We start from the raw sequence: 12,934 nt of genomic DNA, 5'->3' as shown, positions 1-12,934 counted from the left end.
AAGCACGTCGGCGGGTCGCCGGGTTCCGAGTGCAGGTGGCCAGCCCGGCGCTGGCCGATGCTCGAAGGGAAGAAACGCATGCCGCCCAGCCCCGCCCCACCCCCGCCCGCGGAGGTCCTGTGGAGACCCGGGTGCCCCTTCTGCGTCTCCTTGCGCCGGGGACTGTTGCGTGCGGGAGTGAGCACGGTGGAGCACGACATCTGGGCCTCACCCGATGCCGCGGCGCGCCTCCGAGCGGTGACAGGTGGCGACGAGACCGTGCCCACCGTCATCGTCGGGACGCAGTCACTGGTCAACCCATCCGTGCGACAGGTCCTGCGAGCGCTGGAGGCTGAGTACCCGGGACACCAGCAGCCGTCGCCCGAGCCCGAGAGTGCCGGAACTGTCCACGTACGCGGAGGTACTGGCGGACTGCTGTGGACTGTCGTCGGCACGCTGCTCTGGGTGGTCCTCGCCGTATGGCGACCGACGACGACCTGGCACCTCGCGCCCCTGCTCATCGCGGCAGCGTGGCCCTGGGTAGTGGGCCAGGACCAGTCCCCCGGCGACCCATCCAGTCGTCGAAGGGTGGTCGCGGCCGGCGGCGCCGGGCTCACCATCGCTGTGCTGGCCAGCGCGGCTCTCTCCGCGACCGGGCAGCTCCAGGGTCCGACCTGGACCGGCTCGGGTTCACCGGCGGTCGAGGCCCTGCTGCTCGCCGTGGCCGGCGCAGGTCTCGCCACGGCCTTGGGGCTCGCCCGCACGGTCCGCCGCTCCAGCAGCGCATCGGCTCGGGTGGGGACCCGGGTCCTGGTGACGTCCGACGACGTCGTGATCGTGGAGGGCAACGCCTACTTCCCGCTGGACAGCGTGCCGAACGGTGTCCTGCGGCCCAGCGACACCATGAGCGTGTGCCCCTGGAAGGGCGTGGCGAGCTACTACGACGTCCACCTCGACGACCAGGTGGTCCCCGACGGCGCCTGGTCCTACCGCCACCCACTCCCCCCGGCCCGCCGGGTCAAGGGCAGGGTGGCGTTCTGGAACGGGATCGACGTCGACCGGGACTGAGCAATCCCACCCGTCCCGCCCCACCGCCGACCGCACCTGGCTAGCTGTGATGCCCAGCCACAGCTAGCGCGCGGTGAGGAACTCCGCCGCCTCCGCGTCAGCGGGATAGATCTTGGGTCGCTGGGCGGCCGGCGCTAAGCCTGTACCTGGGCCGTCGGCCCGCGATGTCGGCGGCGCCAGCCGGGAATGACAAGGAGTGTCCGGGATGACACCAAGCGCGGCGTGCGGAAGCATCCAGACGCGAAACCGGGTTACCCGGATGACGGACGTGCGAGCTGCCGCGTCGGGCGGCGGGAGGAGCTAGACCATGGAGACAGACATCCACTTCTACTTCGACCCGGTGTGTCCCTTCGCGTGGATGACCAGCAAGTGGGTGCGCCTAGTGCAGTCCCAGCGTAGGTACACGGTGGACTGGCGGTTCATCTCGCTGCGCCAGGTCAACGCCGATGTCGACTACGACGCCCACTTCCCGCCCGAGTACGAGGCCGGCCACACCGCCGGGCTGAGACTGCTCCGGGTCCTGGACCAGACCCGCCAGGAGCACGGACGCGAGATGGTGGGCACCCTCTACGCCACGCTCGGTACGCAGATCTTCGACTCCGCTCCCCCAGCTCGGGCGGACCGGACCGAGGATGGTCTCGACCTCCGCGGAACGGCGGCCTTCCTCGGACCTCTCCTCGACCAGGTCGGGCTCCCGCGTACGTTGCTGGAGGCGCTCGACGACGACTCACGCGACTTCGCCATCCGTGCCGAGACCGACGAGGCGCTTGCCCTGACTGGCAAGGACGTCGGCACCCCGATCATCCACTTCCAGCCGCCCCAGGGCACCGCCTTCTTCGGTCCGGTCATCAGCCGGCTACCGGATCCCGACGACGCGGTGCGGCTGTGGGACCACGTCGTCGGCCTGGCTGGGTTCCCGGGGTTCGCTGAGCTCAAGAAGAGCAGATCGCCGTTCGGGTCGTCGTACCCGACGTAGGGGTTGGAGCCGTACGGTCGGTCGGACCCGGTGTCCTGCGACAGGACCAGCGCCGTGGGATGCGCTTCGCGGAACTCCCCCCAGGCAACCGTCCCCATCGGGATCGACTCGAGCTTCTCTCCGGTGAGCACGCCGATCGAGGCCCGACCGGTGAGCTGGGGCCACAGCGACTCCGTCTGCCGGTCGTACATCACCAGGTTGTCCGCGTACAGCATCCCCGACGTGCCGAAGGAGAGGACCCGGCTGTCCAGTTGGCGCAGGAAGGTCACTCCAGAGTTGCACAGCGGGCAGTAGGTGACCGCGACGGGGATCCCGGCGACGGTGTCGTTGACGATCTCGTGCCAGGTCATGACTCGCAGCGGATAGGCACGTGTCTCGTCCCCGACCGTGAGCGAGAGCACCGGCTCGTCCGGCTCCAGCCAGGTGATCGTGTCCGCGGACTCGAACGTGGGCGCGTCGATCGGTGGGATCCCGTCGGGCGGAGGCCCACCGGACTGGACGAGATCCGGGGCGATCAGGGGTTCGGGCAGCCGCGGGTCGAAGCGATCCTCGAGTGCTGAGACCGAGCCCTCCGAAGCGTCCGCCTCGACCTGAGGGGGCTGGACGGTCGTCCCGTCCACCGGTGGACTGTCGCCCGGACCGGAGCACGCCGTCAGCACGGCCAGCACACCTGCGGCCAGCAGTGCTGCGCGGTGGTGAACCATGTCCTGGACCTCCTCGACCTCAGGATCACTCTCATCGACCAGCCGTTCCGTGACCGCGCTCACGGAAGGGCGGGCGGAGCTTCTCAGCCACGCCGACGCATGACGTGTGACCAGGGGGGCACCAAGACCACGACGCCCGTAGGTTGACTGTCTGCGGGCACCCGAGACCCCGCCTGGAGGAGCCACCCATGGAGCGCAAGGAGACCATCGTCGACGGAGTACGGTCCCGGTGGATCGACCACGGCACGGGTCGTCCCGTGGTCCTCGTCCACGGCATCCCGACCTCACCCCGGCTGTGGCGCCATGTCATGCCGCTGGTCGAGGGGAGGAGTCTGGCGTGGGAGATGTCCGGCTACGGCACGAGCATCCCCGACGGCGTGGGTGCCGACCTCGGCCTGGCCGCGCAAGCCGATCGACTCCTCGCCTGGCTCGACCACCTCGGACTTGACGACCCCGTGCTGGTCGGCCACGACCTCGGCGGTGGAGTGGCACAGATCGCGGCTGCCCGCTCGCCCGCCCGGTTCGTTGGTCTCGTGCTCACGAACGCGGTGTGCTACGACTCCTGGCCGATTCCCAGCGTGAAGCTGATGGCCCGCTTCTCGGGGCTGCTGAGGCACCTGCCCGACGTCGCGATGTACCCCAGCTTCGTGCAGCTGCTGCGGCGAGGACACGACCATGACGACGTCGCGCGTGAGTCGATCGGCGTTCACTGGCAGTCGTACGCCGCACACGGCGCAGCGGCGTCGATGATGCGCCAGGTGTCAGCCTTGGACGTCCGCGACACCGTCGCGGTGGCCGACCGCCTCCCACACCTCGGACTGCCCGCGCGAGTGGTCTGGGGCACCGCAGACCAGTTCCAGAAGCTGGCGTACGGCGAACGCCTCGCGCAGGACCTCGGCACGGACGTCCGCCGGATCGAGGGCGGCAAGCACTTCACACCCGAGGACCACCCCGGCGAGATCGCTGAGGCCATCAACGAGCTGGCCGCTGCGACACCCCCGGCAGTCGCGTGATGTCAAGGAAGAGGCGGAGTCGTAGCGACCAAGTGCCGCGCGTTCCGTGATGGCGCTTACGGACCGGACTGCCACGCTTTGACTAGCCTGAGAAGGACGTGGCTCGGTGCACCGGGAGCCGCGAGGAGGTGAGGGACACCGGCATGTCGAAGCGCCTCGAGGACTATGCCATGATCGGCGACGGCCACACCGCCGCGCTGGTCGGCTCGGACGGCGCCATCGACTGGTTGTGCCTGCCCCGCTTCGACTCCGGAGCCTGTTTCGCGTCGCTCCTCGGCACGGAGGACAACGGACACTGGACCATCGCGCCGCAGGCCCCCGTCCTCGCGGTGAGCCGTCGCTATCGGCCCGGCACACTCATCCTGGAGACAGACATCCGCACCGCCGAGGGCCACGTGCGCCTGGTCGACTTCATGCCACACCGACACGGGAACCCGACCCTGGTTCGCATCGTCGAGGGCGTCGACGGGCACGTCCCGATGGAGCTGACGTTGCGGCTCCGGTTCGACTACGGCCGGTCGGTTCCGTGGGTACGACGGACCGGGACGGGCATCAGCGCGGTGGCTGGTCCGAACACGGTCACGGTGGCCTCACCGGTTCCGCTCCTGGGGGAGGACATGCACACGGTAGCGCGGTTCACCGTCGCCGCTGGCGAGCGCGTCCCGTTCGTGCTGTCCTGGCACAGCTCGACCGAGCCCGCGCCGGACGCCTTCGATGCCGAGGACGAGCTCCACCGCGCCGAGGCGGAGTGGCTGGCGTGGAGCCACCGCACCGTTCCCGAGGGCCCCTGGAGCGAAGCCGTCCTCGGCTCCCTCATCGCGCTCAAGGCGATGATCTACGAGCCGTCCGGAGGCGTGGTCGCCTCACCCACCACCTCGCTGCCCGAGGAGCTCGGTGGCGCACGGAACTGGGACTACCGTTACTCCTGGCTCAGGGACGCCAGCCTCACGATCCAGGCTCTGGCTCAGAACGGATGTCTCTCCGAGGCCGTGGCGTGGCGCGACTGGCTCCTCCGGGCTGTCGCCGGCGACCCGGCCCAGCTCCAGATCATGTACGGCATCGACGGTGAGCGGTGGCTGCCGGAGCACGAGCTGCCCTGGCTGGCCGGCTACGAGGCGAGCAGTCCGGTGCGGATCGGCAACGGCGCCGCCGGCCAGTTCCAGCTCGACGTCTACGGCGAGGTCATGGACGCAATGCACCAGGCCCGGCTGATGGGCATGGCTCCCGACGACGACGCCTGGGCACTCCAGCTCGAGCTCGTCGAGTTCGTTGCCGAGCACTGGCGCGAGCCGGACGAGGGCATCTGGGAGGTCCGGGGTCCGCGACGCCACTTCACCCACTCCAAGGTCATGGCCTGGGTCGCCTTCGACCGCGCCGCCCGGGCGATCGAGGAGCATGGCCTGCCGGGTGACGCCACCCGGTTCCGCGGCCTCGCGGACGAGGTGCACGCCGACGTGTGCGCACACGGCTTCGACGAGCACCTCGGAACCTTCGTCCAGCACTATGGCAGCGACCAGCTCGACGCGAGTCTCCTGCTCCTGCCCCTCGTGGGTTTTCTACCTGCCGACGACCTTCGGGTTGCCGCGACCATCGACGCCATCGCCGACACCTTGACCCAGGACGGCCTGGTCCTCAGGTACCGCACGGACGGAGACTCCACGGACGGTCTGGACGGCGACGAAGGCACCTTCCTGTTGTGCACCTTCTGGCTGGTACAGGCACTCGCCGAGCGTGGTGACCGGCAGCGAGCGACCGCGGTGTTCGAGCGGGCCCTCGAGGTCAGCAACGACGTGGGCCTGCTCGCCGAGGAGTACGACGTCAACCACGGCCGGATGGTCGGCAACTTCCCCCAAGCCTTCTCGCACATCGGGCTGCTCGCGGCCGCTTGCGCCCTCGCAACCGACTGACCCACGCCGGGGCGACCCCCTGGCGCCGGATCAGACGGACGCTCCTACAGGTGAACGGCGAACTGCACGACCACACAGTCCGGGTTGCATGCCGTCTGGAAGCCGGTGAGCTGCTGCTCGAGCAGATCAGGATCGGCGTGTGCCATGCCGTGGTCCTGGAGAACGACGTGGATCTCCGCAGTCTGTGCATCTTCCAGACCTGTGACCGGACCAGGCACGAGCTCCCCGTCATCGGGATGCCCGATGACCGCGGGGACGCTGCCGGTCGGAACCTCGCCTTCCGCCAACCCGCCGTCGAGGGCCAGCCGTCCCCCCGGGGTGACGACCGCACCGTCACCGCCGTACACGACGGAGATCCGGGCGGCATCGATCTGTGCCATGTTGAACCTTGCAGCCGGGTCACCGCCGACGAAGATGTCGTCCTCGCCACAGGCGCCGGTGTTGCAGTTCTGCGGAACGTTGAAGATCACGTACCAGTACGTGACCGCATGGCCGGCTGCCGCGGCGGACCGAAATCTTGGACGTGACCGCGTCGTCGCCCCGCCTCAGCTTCGAGAAGGAACTCTCACTTCACCCTTGCCTGCGGGAGATCGCTGGTCGTGCGGAGCCTCGGACCTGGCTGCCCGCTCGCAGACGGGTCAGCGGGCGTTGCGGGCAGGCGGGTTGTGCCAGCCGCCGTCGCACGTGATCAGGTCATCGGCCGCGGGCGGTCCCCAGGTGCCTTGACCGTAGGCGTGTGCCGGCGGGTGCTCGGTGAGGACGCGGTCGACGATGCGCCAGGCGGCTTCGACCCCGTCTGCACGGGCGAAGAGGCGCTGCTCGCCGTCCATCGCCTCCTGGAACAGGCGCGCGTAGGCGAGCTGTCGCGGTCCTTCGTGCTCCTGGCTGTACTCGTAGGTCAGGTCAATGTTGCGGCTCCTGAGCTGCTCACCGGCCTCGTTGATCTGCATGCCGAGCGTGACTTGTTCGCCGGGCTTGAGCCGGAACAGCAGGTGGTTGGGGTGCGGGGGCGCGTCGGCGTCGGCGAAGAACATCTGCGGAGGCTGCTTGAACTCGATCAGGACCTCGGTCGCCGTGACCGGCAGATGCTTGCCCGTGCGGATGTAGAACGGCACGCCCGCCCAGCGCCAGGAGTCGATGGACAGCCTGAGGGCGACGTACGTCTCGACATCGGAGTCGCCGGCGACGCCTTCCTCGTCCCGGTAGCCGGTGAACTGTCCGCGCACCAGGTCGCTGGGCTCCAGGGCTCTCACTGCCCGGAGCACCTTCACCTTCTCGTCTCGCAGCGCCCGTGCATCCGCGGCGATGGGCGGCTCCATCGCCACCAGGGACAGGACCTGGAGCAGGTGGTTCTGTACGACGTCGCGCAGCGCCCCGACCTCCTCGTAGAACCGACCTCGACCGTCGACGCCGAAGGACTCAGACATCGTGATCTGCACGCTATCGATGTAGTTGCGGTTCCAGACCGGTTCCAGGACGGTGTTCGCCAGCCGGAAGACCAGCAGGTCGAGCACCTCCTCCTTCCCGAGATAGTGGTCGATGCGGAACACAGCCTCCTCCGGGAACGAGGCAAGAACGGTCTTGTTCAGCTGACGGGCGCCGTCGAGGTCACGCCCGAAGGGCTTCTCGACCACGAGGCGGCTGTGTTCGTGCAGGCCGACACCGACGACGCCTGCGACGACCGAGGCGAACAGGCTGGGTGGGACGGCCAGGTAGAGCAAGGGCAGCTCAGCGCCGTCGAGTCTCTCCGAGAGGTGCACGAAGGTGTCCGACCGTCGGTAGTCACCGCGGAGGTAGCTGAGCACGCTCAGGAGCCGGATCGCCGCCGGGGAGTCGGGGTCGCCGTCGCCGTACTCCACGATGGACTGGCGGGCGTACTCACGAAGCTCAGCGTCGTCCCAGTCCGACGCGGCGACCCCGATGACCCGCCCGGGCAGGAGATCATCCCGTGCGAGCTGGACGAGCGCCGGGAACAGCATCTTCTTCGCCAGGTCGCCCGACGCGCCGAACAGCACGATCGCGTCGCTCCGGTCACTCATCACGATGCCTGCTGGGGCTGCGGGGCGGACGTCTGCGCATCAACGTCGTGATGCCATTCCCTGAGGAGAAGCGCTTTCCAATCGGACCGCAGCGGCTGAAGGCGTCGGCGACCTCGCGGTCGACCCAGTATGCGAACGCCTTCCCTGGCAGGGACTCGATCGCATGCTGCGCAACAAGGTATGAAGCATGTGAGTGATCCAGGAATAGGTCCCTGATCTCCTCGGGCGTCCTGACACTGGAGAAGACGTCGTACAGCTTGCGGTAGACGCCGACGGACCGGTCGTCGTGACCGCGGGTGGCGGCAAAGGCGACCGTTCCATAGTCGACGCCGAAGACTCCTCGCCCGAGGTGCAGGAGGGACGAGATTGTCGAACGACCCAGGAGGTCCTTGCGGAAGTTCGCCGCATCTTGATTGAACATCCAGCTGGCGAGCGTGATCATCGCGAACACGCCGCCTTCAGGCACCAGTGACGCCGCGCGCTCGATGAACATCGTCATGAGGTCGGATTTCGCGGCCGGATACTTCTCCCTGGCGAAGCCCGCGAGGAGCGGACCCATGTTGCTGCTACCCATGTAAGGCGGGTTCGCGACGACAACTCCGTACCGAGGAAGGAGGAACTCTGCTTGGTAAACCAGCCGGTGTGCCCGCTCGATGGTCTCAGCCCTCAGCAACTCGTCCCCGTGGTCGAAGGTCGCCAGATGGGCGGCCAACTGCGATGTGATGTCGGGGTCAGGCTGGATCAATGAGCCGAAGGTGTCCGCGTCGGCAAGCTGATTCCAGAAGGCTTCTTCAGCGTGGCGATCCCCATTCTTAGTGCGGAGGAAGTCGAGTTCGTCTGGACTGAACGAGATGGGCTCCAGCACGCAGATGTTCGGCTCGACCTGCTTGGTGAAGAACGTCCGCTGTCTGGCGCGGGCCTTCATCGTGAGCGCGAACGCGGCGAGGGCCCCTGCGCGCGGGTCGATCTCTGTGCCGTAGAGGTTGTTGGTGAGGATGAGGCTAGGAATCTCGGCGGGGCCGTAGCCCTCCTCCTCGTAGATCGAGTACAGGAGGTCGAACGCGTAGGTGAGCATGTGGCCCGAGCCGCAGGCCGGGTCGATGACCTTGAGGTCCTCGGGCTTGGCGATCCTGAGGAAGTCTGTCACCTCCTCGACAGGTGCAAGGTAGTACTCCATTTGGTCAACCAGGCCAGACGACGGTCGGTTGAGCAGCCAGAGTCGGCCTAGGGAGTTCTCCACCAGGTAGCGGACGATCCAGTGCGGGGTGAAGAGCTGGGTGGCAGCGGGGATCTCTCCGGCGCCCGCCTTCTTGCTCTTCTTGAACCCGGCGAATACCTCGTCCTTCCGCTCGGCAATGTAGAACTGGTAGAGCCAGCCAATAACCTCGACGTCCCTGCAGACCTCTTCGGTAAGTACCTTGACCGAGCGGTTAAGGACTGAGTCGTCGGCAAGCAGGTTGGCCGGGATGAGCAGCTCGGTGTAGTCGCCCTCACGCTCGAACATGAACGGCATGGCGCGGTTCCAGTGTCGGCAGTAGTCGGCGAGCAGGAGTGCATATGCCTCGCCTTGGGGGCTGGCGCTTGCGCGCGTGCCGTCAAGAAGCGCGGCGACTGCCGTACAGGTCTTCTGACTCGCGACCTCGGTGTCGACAACTCCGCGCTTGGCTTCGGCGAGGATCTCGGGTTGGCCGACCTCGATGCCGGCCTGGGGGGAGACGACGCCGATGCCGGTGTAGCCGTTGGCATCCATGAAGCGAAGCGCGACGATCCGGTTGAACCAGGTGTAGGCGACCTTGTCTGCGACGGCCGAGCGACCCTCATCCCCGCCGCCGGCAGCGGTGACCGCCCTCTCCAGGGCATAGACCGCCTTGGCCTGCTCGACGCGCTCCGATGAGCCTGGGGCGAGCACGGCAGCGACGCGGGCGGTGACCTCGCGGATGAGCGCGGTACGTGCCCAGGTCGCGAAGTTCTTCAGCGGTGCGGTTTCCATCAGAGGGTGATTCGCTTTCCGTCGTTCAAGGTCTCAATGAGCGCGCTGCGCAGGGCGGTCAGGTAGTTGTCAACGTCTGCCTCGGTCTCGAGGACTCCAGACGCACCTGGCACCAGGACGGTCTTCACAGAGACGGTCTGCTTGACCGGCTCTGGATCGGGGCTCGGGGTGGACGGCGACGATGCGAGCAGGTCGAGTAGCCCCGGGTACTCGCTGGACTCGAAGTTCGAGCCGATCTGCTGGATGAGCGCGACCTGGTTCTCGGTGGCGATCCGGGCGAGCGTCTGGTCGATCCGCTGGACGGCGCGCTGCTGGGCCTCCGGTGTGGCGGCCGCGTAATACGCGGTGTCGGCGAGCTCGCTGCGGCGGCGCTCCACGGTGCTGGCGACCGCCGCCCGACTGTCCGCAACAACACTGTCGATCTGGCCCCGCAAGGCGTCAGTTGCTTGCTTGAGCTGGGCCATCTTGCTGCCACGGAAGGCGTTCGGGTCGGCGAGCGCAGTCTTGATGGCCTCATCGCTGCCGGAGGGCAGGTAGTTGAGATTGCTGGCGTGGGTGGTGAGGAGAGCTGCGGCGTCGTCGTAGATCGTCCGCTGTGGTCCGTTGACGAAGGACTGGATCGGGTCGATCACGTGGTCCTTGGCTTCGAGGAGGTCGTCGCCGAGATTGAAGTCGTTGAGGTACCAGTCGTCGCTCTTGCCGACCGCCTGTTCCAGGAGGTCGATCGGGCCGTCGAGCTGCTGGACGAACGGGTAGCGCGAGACGTTCACGGCGGCCCGCAACTCGTCGAGCTTGCCCTTGAGCTTGTCGCCGCCATGGTGGGCCAGCTCGAGTGGGTCCTTGGGAGCGCTGGGCTCGTCGAAGAAGTCGATGCAGAACTTGCGGAAGGTTGCGACCTTGCGCTCGTCGAACGTCTTCTGCGGCGCGATGACCTGGTGGCCGTGCTTCTGCGTGTTTCGCAGCGCGGTGGCGATTTCGGTCCGCTTGAGGACGTTGCCATCCATCGTCAGCGTGACCTTCGAGGCGCCGACCAAAGAGGCCACAATGACCTCGATCGAGGCGAGGTCCCATCCGTAGGGCTTGGCCTGGAAGGTGTCGACAATCGTCTTCATCGTTACCTGCTCGCCTTGGCCGGTCTTGCGCAGGATCGTCGAGAGGACCTCTTGGGCGGCCTGGTCGATCTTCATCAGTGCGTCGGCGTCGAACAGGCCGCTGTCGGGGTTCGCGGCGCCCGCCACCTGCTGCTCGCTGTAGGTGATGCCGCCGAGCAGCTTGAGCTGGGTGTAGGTGCGGCTGATGAGTTCCTGGAAGCCCTCTGTCACTCGTCCGAGTGCGTCGAGCGAGCTGGCGGGGACGTCGGCTGCGTTGATGATCAGCCCTGCCTTGCCGACGGCGGTCTGGATGCGCTGGGCGAGTTCCTTCTCGCGTTCACGGTTGAGGGTCGCCTTGGTTTGGAGGATCTGCTCTTCGATCGCTGAGAGTGAGCTGGTGCGCTTGCGCTTGATGTACTTGTCGGTCTTGAGAAGCAGCCGCAGGTCGGTCAGCACGCGCTCGTCGGGGTCGAGCACGACCCGCAGCTCGTCCTTTCCGGCGCTGTGCATCCGGGTCTCGTCCGCGGTGTAGGGGTAGTCCGGGGTGATGAAGTGGGCGGAGAGTTCCTTCTGCTGTCCGTGGACCTGGTCGTCGAGCTTGAACCCGAACGGGAAGTCCTGGCCGTTCTTGGCGTAGCGGATCTTGTTGGTCCTGATGACGTCGACCGAGAGCACCTTGAACAGCTGGGAGCTGACCTCGGAGGCGTCGATGTCGACGTTCTTGATTTCCTCCTCGATGACCTGCTCTTCGTTGGTGAGGTACTCATAGACCTGGCCGTTGCGCTGGATGTAGGTCTGCCGCTCCAGCTCGGCGAGCGCTTCCTTGACGTCCTCGGCCAGCGCCGGCAGATCGAGCCCGAAGCGGTCGTAGACGAGCACGGTGAGGTTGCGGGCGGTGGCTTGGAAGCTCTCGACGTACTTGACGAGGAAGAGTGCCTTGAGGAGCCGAATGGCCAGCTCGTTGTCGAGGTTGCGCTCGGCGACGAGGATTTGCTGCTGGGCCTGTGCCTTGAGCGAGGCGCGGATGCCTTCGAACATGCGGTCAAAGGTGGCCAGCGTTCCGAGCTCGCTGGTGCCGACGACCTTGGCGACGTCCTGGACGACGCCGAGCATGGACCGCTCGCCGACGGAGCTGTTGCGGCCTTCGAAGGCGTTGTGGTCGGAGATCCCGATAATCGCGGCCTGGAAGAGTGGGAACTGGTAGCTGACGAAGGGGTAGGTGCCGACGAAGTGCTCTTCGTCGGCGTAGTTGCGGTACTTCTTCGCGCCGTCGACGAAATCGAACAGTGTCTTGAAGTTGGCCGACTCGAAGGCGTAGATCTCTCGGAGCGCGACGGCTCCGTCGTCGTTCTTCTCGAGCAGGCGCTTGCGGATGACCTCCTCGACGTCGGCGCTGGTGAGGTGGACGCGGGTCTTGAACCGGGCCTGGATCTTGGAGAAGTCGTTGCCCTGCTGCTTGGTGCGGTCGCCGACGACCTTGTCCATGTCCTCCTGGGAGGTCACGAAGACCCAGGCCCGGCCGCCGCACTTGGTGTTGAGGCTTTCGGCGATGGTCTGGAGGTTGAGCATCAGGTGGGTGTTGGACCCGATGAACTGGCCGACCTCGTCGACGTAGAAGTTGAGGCGGAAGCCGTCGGGCTGCTGGTCGAGCCATGCCTTACGCCGTCCTCGCCTTCTGGGCCGCCTACATTCTGACCCGCCCCTTCGGCGCCTCGCTGGGCGACTACCTGACCGCAGCACCCGCCGACGGCGGACTGGGCCTCGGCACCAACGGCACCAGCGGCCTGTTCCTGGCTGTGATCGTGGCCGCGGTCGCGTGGTTCACCCTGCAACAGCGACGCGTCGGAACGAGCACATATCCTGTAGTGGAAGAGTCAGCCGCCTGACTCCATCCTCCATAGTCCTGTGCCCCGGGGGTCCCCCACCCCGGGGCACAGCCTTCTCGCAAAGCGAACAACGCTTACGAGCCGGGGCCAGATCGATGGCGAAGGCCCAACAGAAGGGCATCAGGATTCGTGCGTCTGCGCCACCCACTGATGGTCACGAGGCGACCTGCCATTCAGTCACCCAACTGCCATTGCTGAGGCGCTGGCCGCAGGTCTGGGGGCAATGATCTGCGTGAAATCCAACCGCCGGCGAGTGCGTTGCGCCGTCGGGCACTCCGCGG

9 protein-coding genes and 1 pseudogene are annotated in these 12,934 nt (G+C 67.0%); 5 read left to right on the top strand and 5 right to left on the bottom strand.

Translation table 11 applies throughout. The features are described 5' to 3' along the window. Positions 1 to 57: 57 nt before the first annotated feature. Both IE200_RS20905 and IE200_RS20900 read left to right on the top strand, forming a co-directional pair. Positions 58 to 1,047: a DUF427 domain-containing protein gene (locus tag IE200_RS20905; RefSeq protein WP_308433026.1), complete on the top strand. Its 990-nt coding sequence runs from the start codon at positions 58 to 60 to the stop codon at positions 1,045 to 1,047. 307 nt (positions 1,048 to 1,354) lie between these two features. Then, positions 1,355 to 2,023: a DsbA family protein gene (locus tag IE200_RS20900; RefSeq protein WP_229856757.1), complete on the top strand. Its 669-nt coding sequence runs from the start codon at positions 1,355 to 1,357 to the stop codon at positions 2,021 to 2,023. Between the two features lie 8 nt (positions 2,024 to 2,031). On the opposite strand, the pseudogene IE200_RS20895 reads toward IE200_RS20900, so the two are convergent. Next, a pseudogene (locus tag IE200_RS20895) lies at positions 2,032 to 2,727 on the bottom strand (DUF3179 domain-containing protein); the annotation flags it as partial. A gap of 188 nt (positions 2,728 to 2,915) precedes the next feature. Here IE200_RS20895 and IE200_RS17725 point away from each other — a divergent pair. Then, a complete protein-coding gene (locus IE200_RS17725; RefSeq protein ID WP_191280815.1) occupies positions 2,916 to 3,740 on the top strand; it encodes an alpha/beta fold hydrolase in 825 nt (274 codons plus the stop codon). A 143-nt stretch (positions 3,741 to 3,883) separates the two neighbouring features. Continuing rightward, positions 3,884 to 5,647, top strand: a complete 1,764-nt coding sequence (locus tag IE200_RS17720) for a glycoside hydrolase family 15 protein (protein ID WP_191280814.1) — start codon at positions 3,884 to 3,886, stop codon at positions 5,645 to 5,647. 44 nt (positions 5,648 to 5,691) lie between these two features. Here IE200_RS17720 and IE200_RS17715 read toward each other — a convergent pair whose 3' ends face one another. The 4 genes from IE200_RS17715 to brxC form a co-directional block, all read right to left on the bottom strand. Next, positions 5,692 to 6,117 carry a hypothetical protein gene (locus tag IE200_RS17715; RefSeq protein WP_191280813.1) on the bottom strand — a complete coding sequence of 142 codons (426 nt, stop codon included), beginning with the start codon at positions 6,115 to 6,117 and terminating at the stop codon, positions 5,692 to 5,694. A gap of 168 nt (positions 6,118 to 6,285) precedes the next feature. Next, entirely contained in the window at positions 6,286 to 7,686 is a 1,401-nt protein-coding gene (zwf, locus tag IE200_RS17710; RefSeq protein WP_191280812.1) for a glucose-6-phosphate dehydrogenase, read from the bottom strand. Further along, positions 7,679 to 9,676 (bottom strand): BREX-1 system adenine-specific DNA-methyltransferase PglX, encoded by a 1,998-nt coding sequence (gene pglX / locus IE200_RS17705; protein ID WP_191280811.1) that lies wholly within the window; start codon positions 9,674 to 9,676, stop codon positions 7,679 to 7,681. Before pglX ends, zwf begins: the two co-directional genes overlap by 8 nt. Continuing rightward, entirely contained in the window at positions 9,676 to 12,507 is a 2,832-nt protein-coding gene (gene brxC / locus IE200_RS17700) for a BREX system P-loop protein BrxC (protein ID WP_191280810.1), read from the bottom strand. Before brxC ends, pglX begins: the two co-directional genes overlap by 1 nt. Between brxC and IE200_RS17695 the strand changes: the two genes are divergently transcribed. Next, positions 12,420 to 12,653 carry a COG4705 family protein gene (locus IE200_RS17695; RefSeq protein ID WP_191280809.1) on the top strand — a complete coding sequence of 78 codons (234 nt, stop codon included), beginning with the start codon at positions 12,420 to 12,422 and terminating at the stop codon, positions 12,651 to 12,653. The two genes, brxC and IE200_RS17695, sit on opposite strands and share 88 nt — an antisense overlap. Positions 12,654 to 12,934 lie beyond the last annotated feature (281 nt).

The organism is Nocardioides flavus (ex Wang et al. 2016) (assembly GCF_014653115.1).
Taxonomy (GTDB): Bacteria; Actinomycetota; Actinomycetes; order Propionibacteriales; family Nocardioidaceae; genus Nocardioides; species Nocardioides flavus.
This window is presented reverse-complemented; position numbering and strand designations above follow the sequence as displayed.

Excerpts from the sequence above, each read along its gene's own strand:
- zwf (WP_191280812.1), bottom strand. The coding sequence starts at position 7,686 with ATGAGTGACCGGAGCGACGCGATCGTGCTGTTCGGCGCGTCGGGCGAC.
- IE200_RS17725 (WP_191280815.1), top strand. The coding sequence starts at position 2,916 with ATGGAGCGCAAGGAGACCATCGTCGACGGAGTACGGTCCCGGTGGATC.
- IE200_RS20900 (WP_229856757.1), top strand. The coding sequence starts at position 1,355 with ATGGAGACAGACATCCACTTCTACTTCGACCCGGTGTGTCCCTTCGCG.
- pglX (WP_191280811.1), bottom strand. The coding sequence starts at position 9,676 with ATGGAAACCGCACCGCTGAAGAACTTCGCGACCTGGGCACGTACCGCG.
- IE200_RS20905 (WP_308433026.1), top strand. The coding sequence starts at position 58 with ATGCTCGAAGGGAAGAAACGCATGCCGCCCAGCCCCGCCCCACCCCCG.
- IE200_RS17720 (WP_191280814.1), top strand. The coding sequence starts at position 3,884 with ATGTCGAAGCGCCTCGAGGACTATGCCATGATCGGCGACGGCCACACC.
- IE200_RS17695 (WP_191280809.1), top strand. The coding sequence starts at position 12,420 with ATGCCTTACGCCGTCCTCGCCTTCTGGGCCGCCTACATTCTGACCCGC.